Source organism: Arthrobacter sp. TMP15 (assembly GCF_039529835.1).
Lineage (GTDB): Bacteria > Actinomycetota > Actinomycetes > Actinomycetales > Micrococcaceae > Specibacter.
In genome coordinates this window covers 2,903,172-2,921,690 of the sequence record NZ_CP154262.1, presented here as the reverse complement: position 1 = coordinate 2,921,690, position 18,519 = coordinate 2,903,172, and the positions used below count along the sequence as shown (strand labels likewise).

At 56.7% G+C, this 18,519-nt stretch carries 18 protein-coding genes; 15 read left to right on the top strand and 3 right to left on the bottom strand.

Translation table 11 applies throughout. From position 1 onward, the window contains the following. Positions 1 to 5: 5 nt before the first annotated feature. The 9 genes from AAFM46_RS13075 (at position 6) to AAFM46_RS13035 (ending at position 11,238) form a co-directional block, all read left to right on the top strand. Positions 6 to 875, top strand: a complete 870-nt coding sequence (locus AAFM46_RS13075; RefSeq protein ID WP_343318224.1) for a hypothetical protein — start codon at positions 6 to 8, stop codon at positions 873 to 875. Positions 876 to 949: 74 nt separating this feature from the next. Then, positions 950 to 1,600, top strand: coding sequence for a hypothetical protein (locus AAFM46_RS13070; RefSeq protein WP_343318222.1), 651 nt, complete (start codon positions 950 to 952; stop codon positions 1,598 to 1,600). 318 nt (positions 1,601 to 1,918) lie between these two features. Further along, a complete protein-coding gene (typA, locus tag AAFM46_RS13065) occupies positions 1,919 to 3,835 on the top strand; it encodes a translational GTPase TypA (protein WP_283530999.1) in 1,917 nt (638 codons plus the stop codon). A gap of 252 nt (positions 3,836 to 4,087) precedes the next feature. After that, the gene (locus AAFM46_RS13060) at positions 4,088 to 5,725 is read left to right on the top strand and encodes an ABC transporter substrate-binding protein (RefSeq protein WP_283530998.1); all 1,638 of its coding nucleotides are present in this window, start codon (positions 4,088 to 4,090) and stop codon (positions 5,723 to 5,725) included. 206 nt (positions 5,726 to 5,931) lie between these two features. Next, on the top strand, positions 5,932 to 6,858 hold the full coding sequence (locus AAFM46_RS13055) for an ABC transporter permease (protein ID WP_283530997.1): 927 nt from the start codon (positions 5,932 to 5,934) through the stop codon (positions 6,856 to 6,858). Beyond that, complete coding sequence (locus AAFM46_RS13050) at positions 6,851 to 7,864, top strand: ABC transporter permease (RefSeq protein ID WP_283530996.1); 1,014 nt, start codon at positions 6,851 to 6,853, stop codon at positions 7,862 to 7,864. The genes AAFM46_RS13055 and AAFM46_RS13050 overlap by 8 nt, the downstream gene beginning before the upstream one ends. A gap of 4 nt (positions 7,865 to 7,868) precedes the next feature. Further along, positions 7,869 to 9,629 (top strand): ABC transporter ATP-binding protein, encoded by a 1,761-nt coding sequence (locus tag AAFM46_RS13045; protein ID WP_283530995.1) that lies wholly within the window; start codon positions 7,869 to 7,871, stop codon positions 9,627 to 9,629. Positions 9,630 to 9,811: 182 nt separating this feature from the next. After that, complete coding sequence (locus AAFM46_RS13040) at positions 9,812 to 10,765, top strand: PIG-L family deacetylase (RefSeq protein ID WP_343318219.1); 954 nt, start codon at positions 9,812 to 9,814, stop codon at positions 10,763 to 10,765. Beyond that, entirely contained in the window at positions 10,762 to 11,238 is a 477-nt protein-coding gene (locus AAFM46_RS13035) for a hypothetical protein (RefSeq protein ID WP_343318217.1), read from the top strand. Before AAFM46_RS13040 ends, AAFM46_RS13035 begins: the two co-directional genes overlap by 4 nt. A gap of 115 nt (positions 11,239 to 11,353) precedes the next feature. On the opposite strand, the gene AAFM46_RS13030 is transcribed toward AAFM46_RS13035, so the two are convergent. Continuing rightward, positions 11,354 to 11,581 carry a hypothetical protein gene (locus tag AAFM46_RS13030; RefSeq protein ID WP_283530992.1) on the bottom strand — a complete coding sequence of 76 codons (228 nt, stop codon included), beginning with the start codon at positions 11,579 to 11,581 and terminating at the stop codon, positions 11,354 to 11,356. A 107-nt stretch (positions 11,582 to 11,688) separates the two neighbouring features. Between AAFM46_RS13030 and fdxA the strand changes: the two genes are divergently transcribed. The 6 genes from fdxA to AAFM46_RS13000 all read left to right on the top strand — a co-directional run bounded on the left by fdxA (position 11,689) and on the right by AAFM46_RS13000 (position 16,503). After that, positions 11,689 to 12,012 carry a ferredoxin gene (gene fdxA / locus AAFM46_RS13025; protein WP_283530991.1) on the top strand — a complete coding sequence of 108 codons (324 nt, stop codon included), beginning with the start codon at positions 11,689 to 11,691 and terminating at the stop codon, positions 12,010 to 12,012. A 10-nt stretch (positions 12,013 to 12,022) separates the two neighbouring features. Further along, complete coding sequence (dapC, locus tag AAFM46_RS13020; RefSeq protein WP_343318213.1) at positions 12,023 to 13,222, top strand: succinyldiaminopimelate transaminase; 1,200 nt, start codon at positions 12,023 to 12,025, stop codon at positions 13,220 to 13,222. 221 nt (positions 13,223 to 13,443) lie between these two features. Further along, positions 13,444 to 14,727 carry a citrate synthase gene (locus AAFM46_RS13015; protein WP_283530989.1) on the top strand — a complete coding sequence of 428 codons (1,284 nt, stop codon included), beginning with the start codon at positions 13,444 to 13,446 and terminating at the stop codon, positions 14,725 to 14,727. A gap of 138 nt (positions 14,728 to 14,865) precedes the next feature. After that, positions 14,866 to 15,021 carry a hypothetical protein gene (locus AAFM46_RS13010; RefSeq protein WP_343318210.1) on the top strand — a complete coding sequence of 52 codons (156 nt, stop codon included), beginning with the start codon at positions 14,866 to 14,868 and terminating at the stop codon, positions 15,019 to 15,021. 55 nt (positions 15,022 to 15,076) lie between these two features. Then, positions 15,077 to 15,697, top strand: a complete 621-nt coding sequence (locus AAFM46_RS13005) for a TetR family transcriptional regulator C-terminal domain-containing protein (protein WP_343318208.1) — start codon at positions 15,077 to 15,079, stop codon at positions 15,695 to 15,697. 248 nt (positions 15,698 to 15,945) lie between these two features. Then, positions 15,946 to 16,503, top strand: coding sequence for a hypothetical protein (locus AAFM46_RS13000; protein WP_343318206.1), 558 nt, complete (start codon positions 15,946 to 15,948; stop codon positions 16,501 to 16,503). A 22-nt stretch (positions 16,504 to 16,525) separates the two neighbouring features. Here AAFM46_RS13000 and AAFM46_RS12995 read toward each other — a convergent pair whose 3' ends face one another. Beyond that, positions 16,526 to 17,443 carry a hypothetical protein gene (locus tag AAFM46_RS12995; RefSeq protein ID WP_343318204.1) on the bottom strand — a complete coding sequence of 306 codons (918 nt, stop codon included), beginning with the start codon at positions 17,441 to 17,443 and terminating at the stop codon, positions 16,526 to 16,528. Between the two features lie 66 nt (positions 17,444 to 17,509). After that, positions 17,510 to 18,496: a 2,3,4,5-tetrahydropyridine-2,6-dicarboxylate N-succinyltransferase gene (gene dapD, locus AAFM46_RS12990; protein WP_343318202.1), complete on the bottom strand. Its 987-nt coding sequence runs from the start codon at positions 18,494 to 18,496 to the stop codon at positions 17,510 to 17,512. Positions 18,497 to 18,519 lie beyond the last annotated feature (23 nt).

The following is an 18,519-nucleotide window of genomic DNA, read 5'->3' as shown; positions in this document are numbered from 1 at the left end:
TTGCTGTGGCTGAAGGAATGATCGGTGCAAATCCAGCCCAGATGAGAGAGCTGGCAAAATCCATGAGTCTCTCGGGGCAGGCGTTGGAGAAGGTGGCAGTCTCTTTGCAATCCGCTGTTACTCAATCACGCTGGCACGGTCCGGATAGTGAACGCTTTCGCCAACAATGGATCTCGCGTCTGAGGCCTACCCTTCGCACCGCCTGTGCGGGACTTGAGGATGCTTCCAAACTCTTGTTGGCTCAGGCAACGGAGCAAGAAAAAGCCAGTGCGGACACTGGGAACGGTGGCAGCCTTTACCCCATAGCCATCAGTGGTATGCCCAGGGAGGCTGGGATGCCACCTGATGTTTTCACGGATCCGGAATACCGGCCCGCACCTAGCGGTATCGACTACTTGCTAGAAGAGTTCTTAGGTGACAAAGAGGCTCAGTCTTCCGCGCTTGTCAATGTACTGAAATGGGTTGCGGACACGTTCGGCTGGACTGTGAGTCTTGGAGAACTTGAAGAACATGCCCCCAAAATTTTCACGGCCATGAAATATGGCGGCTGGTTACTTGGGGGTGCCGGCATCCTTGTCGGTGCGCTGGACATCTGGTCCGGAATTATGAATGATGACCCTTTCCGTGTCGCAGACGGGGTTGTAGGGGCCGTCTTAGCACTGGCAACAGCAGTTTTGGGGCCGAGCAGACGCGCCGGAATCACCGTGGGCATTGTCTCGTTCGTATGGGGAGTCGCCTCCATGATCTCAGGCGACGTGCCCCTTACAAAGCGCATTTGGGATTTGTATGCAGGCCCGTGGGAATGGGCTTTGGATCTAGCAGAAACTTCGGGCCGCGAGACGGGCGAAGCGATTAGAGAAGCAGCAGGGAGGTAGGCTCATTTTCGATTAGTTCCTGCCAATCGCATCGTCTCCCGGCAATCCCTTAAACAGCACACAGCAAGGAACCCATGAACATCTTAGATCTTCCCGAGAGCGCCTACCGCATCACCAGCCACGAAATTCTTGCTTTGATGTCTTTCAACGCGGGAGCAGAAATCGATCAGAGTCGCAAGGTTCTGAACTTGGCTGAAATTCCCGAGGACAGTGACCTGATCCGCGCAGGAATGGGAACTCTGAACATCAGGGATTCCCTCCAGCGAGATGGCGAAGAGATCATTTTGCAAGGTGATGCCGAAGTCATCGCCAGAATCCTCGCCAGTGCACACACCTGGTACCAGGTGATTCGGGTCGGTCCCCAGTCGGCACTTCCCACGTACGTCGTGGAGGCGGTAGGGGCGCGGGCGGCAATTTTTCTGCAGCCCATGAGTGAATACGTCTGCCTACCCTTGCTTGAAGACGCTGACCTTCTGGAGTTTGTTGAACAAGTTGTTGATGGTGCCGTTGCGGATGCAGCCACGGCCGGTGAAGGGGTAATTGTTGCCCAGTGCTGGAAGCTTGGGGCCGAGCCTGTTGTTGCCAATATTAAAGTGAATACTGACGGCACTCATCAACTCGCCGCGTTGCCGCTCACCGATGACGGCCAGCTCACCGTCTCGGAGATACCCGCAGATCAGCGCCCCGGCGAAGTGGTGCGCGGAAAGTTTGCCCGGCTTCCATAACGGTTGAACTTCAGAGCCCTTGGTCTCTCACCGAAGTCCATGAAGTACGACGGCGGTGGGTGAGTTTCATCACGAAACTTACCCACCGCCGTCGTTCTATAAGTGCTAAAAACCGGGGCCAGGCGGGCATTGGAGGAAGGAAGAAGTGCCCAGATGGCAAAAATTAGGCCAATTATGGGATAAAGTGGGGAGGCCGTATTTGTCAGTACGACTAGAATGGTGTTATCTGCCGATTCTCCACGGCCAATTATCAATGTGACTTTCTGCTTTAGCCCTTCCGGGCCTGCAGCCGGGCCCAACTGAAACGAGTCTTCATCCATGAGCGATCTTTCTCTCAACACAGCCTCGCGCAATGACCTGCGCAACGTCGCCATTGTGGCGCACGTTGACCATGGCAAGACCACACTGGTCGACGCCATGCTCAAGCAAACGCACTCATTCGCCGAACACGGCAATGTTGCTGAGCGCGTCATGGACTCCGGCGACTTGGAGCGCGAAAAGGGCATCACCATCTTGGCCAAGAACACCACGGTTGCCTACAACGGCCCGTCAGCCAACGGTGAAATCATGACCATCAACGTCATTGACACGCCCGGCCACGCCGACTTCGGTGGCGAAGTTGAGCGTGGACTGTCCATGGTTGACGGCGTTGTTCTGCTCGTGGATGCCTCTGAGGGACCGCTGCCACAGACCCGCTTTGTGCTGCGTAAGGCACTGGCCGCGAAGCTTCCCGTAATTTTGTTGGTCAACAAGACAGACCGCCCCGATGCTCGCATCGATGAAGTTGTTGCGGAGTCCATGGACCTGCTGCTGGGCCTCGCCTCTGACATGGTTGATGAAGTTCCAGACCTTGACCTCGACGCCGTTCTGAACGTTCCGGTTGTTTACGCATCCGGCAAACTGGGCCGCGCCTCCTTGAACCAGCCCGAAAACGGTGCCGCCCCTGACTGTGACAATCTTGAGCCGCTGTTCAAGACCATCATCGAGCACATCCCCGCACCCACCTACAACCCGGAAGGTGTCCTGCAGGCGCACGTCACCAACCTTGACGCTTCCCCCTTCCTGGGCCGCTTGGCTCTTCTGCGTATCTTCAACGGCACCCTGCGCAAGGGCCAGACCGTTGCCTGGGCGCGTGCCGATGGCACCATCAAGCCCGTCAAGATCACCGAACTACTGGCAACCCAGGCGCTGACCCGTGTGCCTGCAGAGTCTGCTGGCCCCGGCGAGATCGTGGCCGTTGCCGGTATTGAAGACATCACCATTGGTGAGACCCTGACCGATCTGGAAAACCCGCAGCCGCTGCCGCTAATCACGGTTGACCCGCCGGCTATCTCCATGACCATCGGTATCAACACTTCACCGCTGGCCGGACGGGTAAAGGGCGCCAAAGTCACTGCCCGCCAGGTCAAGGATCGCCTTGACAAGGAACTGATCGGCAACGTTTCCTTGAAAGTTTTCCCGACCGCGCGTCCAGATGCTTGGGAAGTTCAGGGCCGTGGCGAATTGGCTCTGTCCATCCTCGTTGAGCAGATGCGTCGCGAAGGCTTCGAGTTGACCGTGGGCAAGCCGCAGGTTGTGACCATTCAGGTTGACGGCAAGACCCACGAGCCGATGGACCACATGACCATCGACGTACCCGAAGAGTACTTGGGCGGCGTCACTCAGCTCATGGCAGCTCGCAAGGGCCGCATGGTTAACATGGCCAACCACGGCACCGGCTGGTGCCGCATGGAATTCATCGTTCCGGCCCGTGGCCTGATCGGGTTCCGCACCCGCTTCATGACAGATACCCGCGGTGCCGGTATCGCTTCCTCGCTGGCCGAGGGCTACGAGCAGTGGCACGGCTCCATCGAATACCGCAACAACGGTTCCATCGTGGCTGACCGCTCAGGGGTTGTCACCCCGTTCGCGATGATCAAACTCCAGGAACGCATGAACTTCTTCGTGCAGCCCACGTCGGAGGTTTACGAAGGCATGATCGTTGGCGAGAACTCCCGTTCCGATGACATGGACGTGAACATCACCAAGGAGAAGCAGCTCACCAACATGCGTGCAGCCTCCTCGGACACCTTCGAGAACATGACCCCGCCGCGCAACCTGACCCTTGAAGAATCCCTCGAATTCGCTCGCGAAGACGAGTGCGTTGAGGTTACCCCGGAAGCAATCCGCATCCGGAAACTCATCTTGGACGCCGGTGACCGCGCCAAGGCGTTCCGCGCCCGCGCCAAGTCATAGCCTCACCCGTGTAAACGGTTTTATTGCTCCCTATAAGAGTCCGTCCCGGTAGAAACCGGGGCGGACTCTTGTGTCTAAAGTCTCATCTCGGTAAAGATCTTCCCAAAATGTGCCCTGGCTTACTTGCAAGTAATATTTCATGACTAAGATTGTGGGGTATGAGTTGGAACACTGCGGGGTTCGATGGCGAACCTGAAATATATGCGGTTTTCATGATTCCACTCGAAACCATTAGAAAATCAAGGAGGCGGAATGCGTTTCACACGCACTTCCAAGGCACTGGGAATCGTAGCCGTTTTGGCTATGTCCCTCACGGCATGTGGCGGCGGCGCAGGTGACGGTGGCAGCAATGCCGGCGGCGATACCAGCAAGGTTATTACAGCTAACAGCACCGAGCCTGGCAACGGGCTGCTCCCCGCCAACACCAACGAAGTTGGTGGCGGACGAGTTATGGACCTGCTTTTCTCTGGCTTGGTCAGCTATGACGTTAAGGGTCAGATCGTTAATGAGATCGCAGACTCCATCGAGACTAAAGATTCTCAGAACTACACCATCAAAATCAAGACTGATAAGAAGTTCAGCGACGGTACCCCGGTAACGGCCAAGAACTTTGTTGACGCTTGGAACTTCGGTGCGGCTGCTAAGAACGCTCAGTTGAACAGCTACTTCTTCGAGTCCATCAAGGGCTACGACAAGGTCAGCGCAGAAGGCGCCACCGAAGAAACCATGGAAGGCTTGAAGGTTGTTGATGACAGCACCTTCACAGTCGAGCTGAACCAGCCCGAATCTGACTTCCCCTTGCGTCTTGGCTACACGGCGTTCTACCCGCTGCCCGAGTCTGCTTATGCAGATACCGCGGCCTTCGGCGAGAACCCTGTTGGAACCGGCCCCTACAAGTTGGCTGAAGGCGGCTGGAAGCATGACGTCAGCATCGCATTGGTGCCTAACGAGAACTATGACGGACCGCGCAAGGCTAAAAATGGTGGCGTGACGTTCTCAATCTTCACTAACTTTGATGCTGCGTACACCAGCGTTCAGTCTGACACGTTGGATGTCCTGGACCAGGTTCCGCCGAGCAGCCTGCCGAACTTCAAGCAGGACTTTGAAGGCCGCTTCGTTAACCAGCCTTACGCTGGTAACGCAACAATGGTCATCCCGAGCTACCTTCCTGAATTTGAAGGTGAAGCCGGCATTCTGCGCCGTCAGGCAATCTCCATGGCCATTGATCGCCAGCAGATCATCGACAAGATCTTCTACGGCAACAAGAAGGTTGCCACGGAGTTCACCTCACCCGTTTTGGATGGTTATGAAGCCGCTCTGAAGGGCAGCGATGTCCTGAAGTTTGATGCTGCCAAGGCCAAGGAACTGTGGCAGAAGGCTGACGCCATTACTCCCTGGCCCGCAGATAAGGTCTTCACCGTTACCTCCAACGTGGACGGTGCCGGTAACAAGGAATACATCACGGCTATGGCCAACCAGATTGCCACGAACTTGGGCATCAAGGCTGAGCTCAACCCCGTCACCTCCTTCAAGGAGATGCGTGCCCTGGTGAACTCCAAGAAGCTGACCGGTGCATCACGTGCCGGCTGGCAGGCAGATTACCCGTCACTGTTCAACTTCCTTGGCCCGCTGTACGCCACCGGAGCTGGTTCAAACGATGGTAACTACTCCAACAAGGCATTTGATGACAAGTTGGCTGAAGGCCTGGCCGCAACAAGCGTTGAAGACGGTAACAAGATCTTCAACGAAGCCCAGGAGATCCTGCTCAAGGACCTGCCGGTTGTACCCCTGTGGTACCAGGCTGTTCAGGGCGTATGGAGCAACAACGTCAACAATGTAGAGTTCGGCTGGAACGGCGTTCCCCTGTACTACAATGTGACCGCCAAGTAATTTAGTAATTACTGCCGCGGCGTAACAATGGGGACCCGGCCTTTGGGCCGGGGCCCCATTGTGTTTGCGCGAGAAAGAAGGAAGTATGTTCCATCCGTGCAGATCATTGCGGTGGATCCCGCTCGGTACGCTGTACCGACCACTATCCGAACAGGTAATATAATGAACGTTTTGCTAACTGAATGCTGGCGAGAGGTGACACTTCAATGCTGATGTTCACTTTCCGCCGCTTCCTGCAGCTGATTCCAGTCTTTTTTGGCGCCACTTTGTTGGTGTATTTTCTTGTTTTCGCAACACCTGGGGACCCTATTGCGGCGCTCTCAGGTGGCAAGCCCATGGCCCCGGCCGTGGAAGCTGCCTTGCGTGCCCAGTACAACCTTGACCAACCATTTTGGGTGCAATATGGCCTTTATTTGAAAAATCTTGTAACACTTAACCTTGGTCAAACTTTCTCCGGTCAGGAGGTTGCGGCAGTTATTGGCCGTGCCTATCCCGTCACGGCACGTCTGGCCATCATGGCTCTGGCATTCGAAGCAATCTTTGGCGTATTTTTTGGCGTCATTGCCGGTCTTCGCAAGGGCAAGCTGTTCGACAGCACCGTCCTTGTAGCTTCCTTGGTTGTTATTGCGGTGCCCACCTTTGTTTTGGGCTTCGTCCTGCAGCTGGTAATTGGTGTCCAACTCGGTTGGGCCCGCCCCACCGTGACAGGTACCGCGCCGTGGAACGAACTGGTCTTGCCGGCCTTGGTCCTAGGCCTAGTTTCATTGGCCTACGTCATCCGCCTAACCCGGGCATCCGTCAGTGAAAACATGAATGCTGACTACGTCCGTACGGCCACTGCAAAAGGTCTTAGCCGACGTCGTGTGGTTGTGGTTCATATTTTGCGCAACTCGCTGATCCCGGTGGTCACCTTCCTAGGTGCCGACTTGGGTGGGCTCATGGGTGGCGCCATTGTCACCGAGGGAATCTTCAACGTCCCCGGTGTTGGTAACCTTCTCTATCAAGCCATCTTGAAGGGCGAAAGTGCAACGGTGGTTGCCGTCGTTGGCGTCCTAGTCATCGTGTTCGTCGTGGCCAACCTCGTTGTGGACCTTCTGTATGCGCTGCTCGACCCAAGGATTCGTTATGTCTGAGAACCTGACTCCCGATAAAGACCCCACGAAGCGGGCCGTTGACGCCCCACGCCAGGGTAAAATCTCCCACCGTGTCATTGAACATTATGTTGCCCCGTTGGAGGAAACTCCATTAGCAGCCATTGACAATGTCGATGAAACTGCTGCTCCGCTAAGCCTCTGGGCGGACGCCTGGCGGAATTTGCGTAAGCAGCCGCTATTTCTTATTTCCTCCATTTTGATCCTGTTGGTACTTGTTGTGGCGTTCTTCCCACAACTTTTTGTTCAAGTTTCACCTACCGACTGCACCTTGGCTAACTCGTCAGAGCCAGCCAGATCAGGGCATCCCCTTGGGTTTACCCTGCAGGGTTGTGATGTTTACTCACGCATGATCTACGGCACCCGAGCATCCTTGATGGTTGGTGTTTTCACCACCATTGGTGTGCTGATCATCGGTGGAATCATGGGCGCTTTGGCTGGCTTCTATGGCGGCTGGTTGGACATGATCCTGGCGCGACTTGGTGATATCTTCTTCGCACTGCCATTGATCTTGGGCGCCATTGTTATCAACCAGTTGCCATCCTTCCGTGATAACCGGAGTGTGTGGACAGTAGTTGTGGCTCTGGTGCTCTTTGGGTGGCCCCAAATTGCTCGTATTACCCGTGGGGCTGTGTTGGAGAACCGCAATGCGGACTTCGTCACGGCAGCCAGGGCATTGGGTCTGTCCCGTTTCAAGGCGTTGATGCGTCACGTACTTCCAAACTCGCTGGCACCAATTATTGTGGTTGCCAGTATTTCCTTGGGCACGTTCATCGTGGCCGAGGCAACACTGTCGTTCCTTAGTTTGGGTCTGCCGCCATCCACCATGTCGTGGGGCAATGATATTGCTTCGGCGCAGCCCCAGGTGCGCAACAACCCCGGAGTATTGCTTTGGCCAGCTGTTGCACTCTCGATCACGGTTTTGAGCTTCATCATGCTCGGCGATGCCTTGCGTGATGCACTTGATCCTAAAGCAAGGAAGCGGTGAGCATATGTCAGCCAATGACGAGGGCATGAACGTGAAACGTTCCGCCAAAGAAACCGATGTCCCCTTGCTTGAAATCAAGGATCTGGCCATCACTTTTGAAACTGCCAATGGTCCCGTACATGCGGTACGCAAGGCAGATCTGACGATCATGCCCGGTGAGACTGTGGCCATTGTGGGCGAGTCAGGCTCCGGTAAATCGACTACGGCGCTGGCAGCGATTGGTTTGCTGCCCAGCAATGGCCGGGTGAGTGGCGGCCAAATCATCTTTGATGGTGAGGACATCACCAAAGCCAGCTCGAAGCGGATCGTTGAACTCCGCGGAAGCTCCATTGGTATGGTGCCTCAGGATCCCATGTCCAACCTGAACCCAGTGTGGAAAATTGGTTTTCAGGTTAAGGAAACACTGCAAGCCAATGGTTTGGCTGGGGCCGATTCCAAGGCACGGGTAGCAGAGGTGCTCACCGAGGCCGGATTGCCTGACGCCGAAGCTCGAGCAAAGCAGTACCCGCACGAGTTTTCCGGCGGTATGCGTCAGCGGGCCTTGATCGCCATTGGCCTGGCGTGCCGTCCGCGACTGCTCATTGCCGATGAGCCTACATCCGCCTTGGATGTTACGGTGCAGCGGCAGATTCTGGACCACCTGGACCGGATGACAAGTGAGTTGGGCACGGCCGTGCTACTTATTACACACGATCTCGGTCTTGCCGCGGAGCGTGCAGAAAAGCTTGTGGTCATGTACAAGGGGCAGGTGGTTGAATCGGGTCCCGCATTGGAAATCCTTCGCAACCCGCAGCACCCGTACACGCAGCGTCTGGTTAACTCCGCGCCGTCATTGGCGTCACGGCGACTGCAGTCGCAGAAGGCAAAGGACGCACTGGCAGCGGCCGCAGAGGATCTCGGCACCCCGGTTGAACCCGCCGGGCACGTGACGTCGTCCTTGAAAAAGGCGGAGCCGATCCAGGCTGACACGTCAGGAGATTCGTTCCTGGAGATTAAAAACCTCACGAAGGTCTTTAAGCTCCGTGGGGCCCTGGGCAAGTCAACCGACTTCAAGGCCGTCGACAACGTTTCATTGAGCGTTAAGCGCGGCACCACCATGGCGATCGTGGGGGAGTCGGGCTCGGGAAAGTCAACGGTGGCGCAGATGGCTTTGAGCCTGCTGGCACCCACCGAGGGCAAGATCTTGTTCGAAGGCGTAGAGGTCAATAGCCTCAAGGGCAAGGACCTGTTTAACTTCCGTCGGCGTGTGCAGCCCATCTTCCAGGACCCTTATGGCTCATTGGACCCGATGTTCAACATCTATCGGACCATTGAAGAGCCGCTAAAGATCCACAAAGTTGGTAATGCCAAGTCGCGGGAGAAGAAAGTTCGCGAGCTGTTGGAACAGGTGTCGATGCCGACCTCGGCTATGAATCGATACCCGAACGAGCTCTCTGGTGGACAGCGTCAGCGCATTGCCATTGCGCGGGCTCTGGCGCTGAATCCGGATGTGATCATCTGCGACGAGGCCGTCTCGGCGTTGGATGTTCTGGTCCAGGCTCAGGTGCTTAACCTGCTGAACGAACTGCAGGAAGAGCTGGGCCTGACCTACTTGTTCATTACCCACGACTTGGCGGTAGTGCGCCAGATCGCGGACCATGTCACAGTGATGCAGACGGGCCGTGTGGTGGAGGCTTCCTCCACTGACGAGGTCTTCAACAACCCCAAGCAGCGCTACACGCAGGACCTGCTCAACGCTATTCCGGGCGCTTCGCTCCTAGTGTAAAGCTGACAGGAAATTTGCATGGCCAAGGCCGGCACACTCATGGAATTAGTTCCGGGGGTGCCGGCCTTAGCTGTTGAATAAACTATTGCCCAGCTGCGGGGGCCAGTTCCGGTACCCAGTAACGGGAGTACCTGCGGGAGGCCAGTTGCAGCTGACCCTCGCGCGGCGGGTAGATTGGTGCCATGGAAACACCCGCATTGTTGCCCGGTATGCCCCCAAACACCACAGCACTTTTTGTCCATGCACACCCGGATGACGAGACCATTGTCACCGGTGGAACCATGGCCGCAGCGGCAGCCCAAGGTGTCAATGTTGTGTTGGTGACGTGCACGCGAGGAGAGCTGGGGGAGGTTATTCCGGCTGAGTTGGCTCATCTGGAAGTTAAGCCGGCGTTCCTCAGCGAGGATATGTACGACGCCGGACACCCCCTTAGGGATGCCCCCCTGCCAGGTGCGGGGTTGGCTAGCGTAAGAGAGCAGGAGTTGGCGGCTGCTCTGGCCGCGTTGGGTGTTAGCGAGCATATCTGGTTGGGGCAAGGACTCACGGCACCAGCCGGAGGCGAGGTGACCTTCCGCGACTCTGGCATGGCGTGGGGCCAAGATGGCCGAGCCACTGCGGCCACCACAGTCTTGCCAGGGTCCCTCTCCCGCGCACCCTTTGAGGAGACCGCGGAACTCTTGGCAGCGGCCATCCGGGCTCTGCGGCCCCAGAGCGTCATTAGTTATGCCGCTGACGGAGGTTACGGTCATCCCGACCATGTCCGGGCACACCAGCTCACCATGGCAGCACTGCGGATTGCTGCCGTTCCGGTGTCCAGCCCCGCAGTTGGTGCTGGCGCTTCTGCCGCAGCCGGGACAGCTCCTGGGACAGCTCCCGGTACTTTGGGATGGGTGGTGCCTCATGTCTATGCCATTGTTAGTGATCGGCCGGAGCGCCCGCACGAGGATGGTGTTGTGCGGTTGGCAGTTGCGGGCAATCTTTGCGCCAAAACTGCGGCCATGAAGGCCCACCGGACCCAAATCACCGTGGACCGGCAGCGCTATGCACTCTCAGATAATGTGTGGAAAGACATCGCCGCCGTGGAAGAATTTGTCGCTGTGGATCCCGCGCTGATTTATGGGCAGGAAAAAGCATGAACGTGCCGGTGAATTTTCCGGGCAAGCAGAACCCCGTGCAGGGCCTTCCGGTGGAAAACCCCCAGCAGGGCACCTCACGTTTCTCATTCCCCGCGCCGCGACGCCTGGCAGTGATTTCAGCCGCGGTTGGTGCCGGAGTGGGTGCCGGGTTACTGGGGACTTCACTGCACGGACACGCCTGGTTCCCGGATGGGCCACACAGCGCCATTCCTTACGGCGCCGTCCTTGCTTTGCTTCTGCTCGCGGCAGTGAGCCTGTTCGTGGGGCTATGGAGCAAAAGCTCGTGGATAGTCATCTGTTGCGGAGGCGCTGCCTACGCCACAGCAGGACTTCTGTCTTTGCAGTTGGGTTCGTTTGGCATGATCTTTAACAACACCCAGGGCTCGGTTTGGCTGTACGGCATAGCGGTGGTTACACCGCTGGTCGCCTGGCTCACCTGGATACTGATACGGGGCGGCACAACCAGGCGGTAAAGTGCGCGGCCGTGCAAAAAGGGTGGTGCAAAAAGGGCGTGAAGCGGGCCTGCAGCCATCGGTTCAGCAGGGTTTAGCCATGCACGCCTGTCTGGCTTACGCACGCCCGTCTGGCTTATGCACGCCTGTCTCGCCGAGGCGGTGGCGGTGGCACAGACTTGGCGAGCTGGACGTCGTCGAACATTATTCTCAGTGGCCCGGAACGAGTGGTGATGGTAACGCCGTGGTCATCGCGGTCGCTGAGATCGCCTAATGCGTCGGTGAGCGAGCCGTCAATCCGGTAGCGGACAACCATTCGGGTGCCCAGCGGAAGCTGCGCGAGTCTCTCATTTGCACTGTTCACCACTTCATCCTAAGTCTCGTGGATGTGCAGCGACGGCGGTGGTGATGGATAATGAACAGACCGGTCCGATCTGTGCCGGTTGAAAACTTGTAAGGAAGGTTGGGTACGTGACGTACGTAATTGCGCAACCGTGCGTGGATGTCAAGGACAAGGCATGTGTCGAGGAGTGCCCCGTTGACTGTATCTACGAAGGTGAACGCTCGCTCTATATCCACCCCGACGAGTGCGTTGACTGTGGTGCCTGTGAACCGGTATGTCCCGTGGAAGCGATCTACTACGAGGATGACACCCCTGACGAGTGGGCCGAGTACTACAAGGCAAATGTCGAGTTCTTTGACGTGCTGGGCTCCCCGGGCGGTGCTGCGAAGGTAGGAAATACGCACACCGATCACCCGCTGATTGCAGCACTTCCGCCACAGAACCAGGACTGAGCCGCACCCGATGACGAAGGTCCCGCAGAGCACCTCCAACGCACCCTCAAATGAGCCCAGCCAGCCCAATGAGCCTGTGCGGCCGTTGGGCCTGCAGCTGCCAGATTATCCCTGGGATGCGTTGGCACCCTATCTGGCTACTGCGGCGAAGCATCCTGACGGGGTGGTGAACCTGTCAATCGGCACTCCCGTGGACCCCACCCCAGATCTGATTCAGGATGCGCTGCGGGCTGCTGCGGATGCGCCGGGTTATCCAACAACGCATGGCACGCTGGCTTTGCGTCAGGCTGTTGTTGACTGGTTTGCGCGGCGCCGTAACGTCCCAGATCTTGATCCGGTGAATGTCATGCCAACTGTGGGTTCCAAGGAGCTGGTAGCGTGGCTGCCGCTGCTGCTGGGTCTGGGCGCGGATGACGTTATTATGCGGCCAACAGTTGCCTACCCCACCTATGACATGGGCGCGGTATTTGCCGGTGCCACCACTGTGGCCGCCGATTCCCTTGATGAGCTGGACGCGGAGACCCGCGCAAAGGTGCGGTTGGTGTGGGTGAATTCTCCGGGCAACCCCACAGGAATTGTCCGCGGTGTGCAAGAACTTCGCACGCTCGTTGAGCAGGCCCGGTCCATCGGAGCTGTTGTGGCTTCCGATGAATGCTATGGCGAGCTTGGCTGGGGACCGTGGGATCCTGAAAATGGTGGCGAAGCAGTGCCTTGCGTGCTGGATCCGCGGGTTAGTGGCGGCTCACATGAGGGCCTGCTTGCTATTTACTCATTGAGTAAACAATCCAATATGGCCGGTTACCGGGCAGCATTTGTTGCCGGGGATAGCGCACTGGTGGCCAATCTCGTCAACAGCCGCAAACATGCAGGAATGATAGTTCCGCGTCCGGTTCAGGACGCTATGACTGTGGCGCTGGCCAACGACAGCCACGTCAGGATCCAGAAAGCGCTTTATCGCAAGCGTCGTGAACAGCTTGTTTCGGCTTTGGAAACGTTTGGGCTCACAATCCACCACTCAGAGGCTGGCCTTTATCTATGGTGCACAGCGGGCGAGGACACCTGGAGAACCATTGGCCGGCTCGCTGAACGAGGAATTCTGGCAGGTCCGGGCACCTTCTACGGTGAAGCAGGAAACGGATTTATCCGGGTGGCACTGACAGGTACTGACGAACGCATTGCGGCGGCCGCAAGCCGTCTCAGCGCAAAATAGACCCATTTTGATGGCCCGTACGGCACAATCGGCCACAGGATTAGTGTTGAAGGGCTACTAAGCGGTAGTTTCGTAGGTAGCCGTCTACGCCACCCGACTCTTAATATACTGAGTTTCATGGTTTTCTTGGGGATTAACTCAACGTGAGCAGGTGCCTGCGGACGGACATTAGCATTGAACTAACGAAGGCCTTTCGCAGGCTACCTCATGAAGGGGACTCCATGACTGATTCCACGAGCGCATCACTGCGCTACGACGGCGGAGAACTAGAACTTCCGCGACTCGAAGCAGTAGAAGGCAACAACGGCTTTGACGTTTCCAAGCTTTTGGCAACCACCGGCTCTGTGGCCTATGACCCCGGCTTTGTTAACACGGCAGCAACCTCCTCCGCCATTACTTTCATTGACGGTGACAAGGGCATCCTGCGCTACCGCGGCTACCCCATCGAAGAACTGGCAGAGCACTCAAGCTTCCTGGAAGTCTCCTTCCTGCTGATCTACGGGAACCTGCCCACGGCAGCAGAGCTGGACGCCTTCGATCAGCGCATCCGTCGGCACACCATGCTCAATGAAGACCTCAAAGGCTTCTTCAACGGCTTCCCGCGTGACGCGCACCCCATGCCGGTTCTGTCATCTGCTGTCTCGGCGCTGTCCACGTTCTACCAGGACTCACTGGACCCCTTTGATGACGAGCAGGTTGAGATGGCAACCATCCGCCTCATGGCCAAGATGCCCGTCATTGCCGCCTACGCGCACAAGAAGTCCATCGGCCAGCCCATGCTGTACCCGGACAACTCCATGAACCTGGTGGAAAACTACCTGCGCTTGAGCTTCGGTGTTCCCACGGAGCAGTATGAGATGGACCCTGTAGTTGTCAAGGCTCTTGACCTGCTGTTGATCCTGCATGCGGATCATGAACAGAACTGTTCCACCTCCACCGTCCGCTTGGTGGGCAGCGCGAACACCAACATGTTCGCCTCCGTATCTGCAGGCATCAACGCCCTCTTCGGCCCGCTGCATGGTGGCGCCAATGAAGCCGTGCTTAACATGCTCCGTCAGATTCAGGAAAGCGGAGAACCTGTTGAGAAATTTGTTGAGCGGGTCAAGAACAAAGAAGAGGGGGTCAAGCTTATGGGCTTCGGCCACCGCGTCTACAAGAATTACGATCCCCGCGCCAAGATCGTCAAGGCAACGGCCCATGAAATTCTGGAGAAGCTCGGCGGTAACGACGAACTCCTGGACATTGCCATGCGCTTGGAAGAGGTTGCGCTGACGGATGAGTACTTCATCTCCCGCAAGCTCTACCCGAACGTGGACTTCTACACGGGACTGATCTACAAGGCCATGGGCTTCCCTGAGAAGATGTTCACTGTCTTATTCGCCATTGGCAGGCTGCCGGGCTGGATTGCCCAGTGGCGCGAAATGATGAAGGATCCCCAAACAAAAATCGGCCGCCCGCGCCAGTTGTACACGGGTGAGCCGGAGCGCATGTACCCTTCGCGCTAAAGAGTTAAGTACAGCGGCGGCGGGCGGCTTTCCCTTGGAAAGTCTCCCGCCGCTTTTCTCATGAAAAGTCCTGCCCCATATTCCTGTAAAAAGTTAGAGAAGTACAAAATGTTGAAGTTGCTGCTGCACACCTTTTCCATGGCTTTTCCCATTGTTGTTGTGGTGCTGGGAGTGTTACTGCTGGTTGGCAAGAGCGTGTTCTTGCCGTTCTTTATTGGCTCCCTTGTCATCATGTTAGTTTTGTTAGTGCTGCTGTACTTGGATAAAAAGAAGGACCGCATAGCAGGGCATTAGGAATGTTACGCTCAGATATTGAGCAATCATGAAACATCTGTGCTAAAAAAGATGTGTGCCTAAAATTGTGGATGCCGATGATCGCCGTGAGCTTGTTGCAGATGCCGTATTTGACGTTATTGCCGAGCGTGGGCTGACACAGGCCTCGTTGCGTAACGTGGCGCAGAGCGCAAAATTGGCACTGGGATCAGTGCGGCATTATTTTCAGAGCCAAGCCGAATTAATGGTGTTTGCTTTTAGCGTGAATTCGGAGCGAATCCATTTACGCGCCTTGGAAAAATTGGAAGTCCTGGAACAAGACCCGCTACCCACAAGCGCTGACGGTGTGATTGAAAAGTGTGCAGTGGTTTTGGAAGAACTTTTGCCCCTCGATGAGTCACGGCGCGCTGACGCTGTTGTGCGTATGGAGTTCATGCTCGACGCCCGTACCAATACGAACCTCGCTGATGCCGCACGGGACGACTACAGAGCAACCGGCGCTGTGGTGGGCCGCGTGCTGCTGGCGTTGTTTCAAAGCCCACTAGCCGCCCAATCCCTGGTGCCTGTCAATGAGGCGGAGCGATTGATTGGTCTCTTGGATGGTTTGAGCCTGCGCATGGTTCTGCAGCCGGCCTGGACAGCCCCGGAACAAGGCAGGGCAACTTTGCGACGCCACTTACACACTTTGCTGGCGTAACCCACCAAACCGACGCTCGCTCACTTTATGCTCACTTTTGGCCAACGCTCGCTCACCTAGGTGAGCGAGCGTTGGCCAAAAGTGAGCATAAAGTGAGCGAGCGTCTAGGTGGGCGATGCCGAGTCGACGTGTTCAGAGTAAGCTGGTGCGTAGGATCGCCGCGCCTGTTCTGCGGCTGGCTGGAGGCGGGAACTATGCACCACACCGGAGGTCCAGGCTGGCGGATTACCATGGATACATGCCCGCCAATGCTGATGGCACTTTACCTGCGCGATGCGGCCGGACTGGTAGGTGCAGGAACTCCTGCTTTGTCCCACGTGGTGCCCCCTGTGAAAGCCGCAGACCACAGCATGCTCACAGCGGATGTGGGCGGCTCAGAGGCACTACGTGACCAGTGGGAATTTTGGTGGAGAACAATCTTGCACAATTTTGCCGAGAAACAAGAGAATTTCTCCCCTCCGGATTTTCCTGAACTGGCTGGAATGCCCGCCCTCCAACGAGTGGCTCATGCACACTACGGGGCCGCATTGAACTGGTCCCGCGAGCAGTCAAAACAATATTCATTGATGGCAACTGCGCGTGAAACACACGGCGGGCACAAGATTCTTGCCGATTTGGTTCACAACCGTGAAATGGAACTGGGCCGAAGTGCCAGGGATTTCACCTTAGCTATTGTTGAAATTCCGCTTTCTGAACCGCGCGCCTGGTTCATTGAGCCCAACCGTTTGATCATGAGCTCTAATTTACTTGATGACCAAGAAGTGTTTGTCAGTTACGTTCAGCCGGTGGTGGAGATGCTTGTGTGAAGGCGCTTGGCAACAAGCTTCATCATGCGCTTGGAACAGCGGCCAAGATGATTCTCAGCTGTCCTTGAACAGTTGACTTTCCGGCTTGCCAGCCCATGTTGCGGCCCTCGGCGTTGGCATCACGATTCCATGTGTGATCTGCATAACTGACTTCGATAATACCCAGCTGGTTGGCGTTGGCCAGTGCCCAATGAGCCATCATCCAGCCATAGGCATCGGGGACACTAAACTCCAGCTGTGAACCTTGTGCCGTTGTTCCCGGCTTCGCGGGCACTGTCTCTGAGGTTCCTGTGGTGTAAGTAATAGCGGCCAACGGGCCCAACGCCGCTTGCGCAGCCGCACCCACGGTTTCCGGCGCACTGCCGGAGGTGGCCGGCGGCAACGTGCAGTTAAGCCCCTGCGGCATTTGCCCTGTCAATGCGGAGGCGAAAGCGCGTGAAAGGGATTCATGCTGGGCGTATGCGTGAGGGAAACCAGAGCGCTGCACAATTTGAGCTGCATCGTTGATAGGCAGATCCACGTAGTTGGGTACTTGTGCCAGAACATCGTAAAAAGCATTGGCGGAATAAACAGGATCCATGATTTGCTCCACGCTGCCCCAATCCTGAGATGGACGTTGTTGGAACAATCCCACTGAGTCCAGATCACCGTAGGGAATATTGCGCAGTTTTGACTCCTGCATGGTGGTGGCCAAAGCAATGGATGCTGCCCGCGCAGGCATGCCCCTTTGCACCGCCAGGTTGGAGATCAAGGCCGCATTTTCGGTTTGGTCCAGCGCCAGGCTGTAGCTGTTTTCACCGACTGTGGCCTGGCATCCCAGCGACAGGCCGGGGGCTAAGGCACCGCTGAACGTGTTGGCTAGCCAAATTCCACTGCCAATGAGCAGACCGGAAGTGAGGACCAAAACGGTGAGCCAACCAAAAGCGGCCCGACTCCTCATTCTTTACCGCCAAAAATTCTGCCGCCACAGAGTGGAGCCAGGGGCATGTGAGGGGTGTTTAGTGGATTAGTTGGCATGCAGACTGTCGTTGAGTTCAATAGCGGAACCGTTGCGTGGTAGCACCTCGACACCACCCGAGGTGGAGTTGCGCCGGAAGAGCAGGTTGGGCACACCTGAAAGCTCACTGGCTTTAACAATCACAGTTGTGTCTTCGCCATCTGCGTTCTTGGCTCCGGCGAGACGAACCCGGGTGCCGGCTGTGACGTAGAGGCCAGCCTCCACCACGCAATCATCGCCAATGCTGATGCCTACACCGGAGTTGGCGCCAAGCAGGACCCGCTCACCAAGGACAATTCGCTGCCTGCCGCCGCCGGACAGGGTGCCCATGATTGAGGCGCCGCCGCCAACATCGGTACCGTTGCCAACAACCACCCCGGCAGAAATGCGGCCTTCAACCATAGAGATACCTAGTGTGCCGGCATTGAAGTTTACAAAACCTTCATGCATAACTGTTGTGCCCTCCGCCAGATGAGCTCCAAGGCGGACCCTATCTGCATCGCCAACCCGGACACCCGTGGGGATCACGTAATCAAGCATTCGAGGGAACTTGTCCACGGAATAAACCGTCACCGCTCCCCGCAGGCGAAGCTTGGCGCGGGTGAGCTCAAAGTTGGGCACCGGGGCTGGACCAAAATTGGTCCAGACAACATTGCTGAGTTTGCCGAAGATTCCTTCAAGGTTAATGCTGTTCGGCGCCACCAGTCTGTGGGAGAGCAGATGCAGTCGAAGATAGGCGTCAACTGCATTTGCCGGTTCGGCGTCGAGATTAATTTGGGCAAAGAGAACATTTTGGTGCACGTCGCGGTCGGTGTCCGTCCCTGACGCAGCCAATGCAGTCAGCTCCGGGCTAGCTTCGGGGACGTTGCCCAAGGAGTCTGCGCCGACACCTAGTTTGGGCGCGGGAAACCAAACATCCAAAACATCGCCTGAGTTGGCAATGGTGGCGATCCCAAAGCCATTAGCGGTGCGGTTATTCGCAGTTGTGTCAGTCATGGTTGTAGTTTACAGCCAGTAGA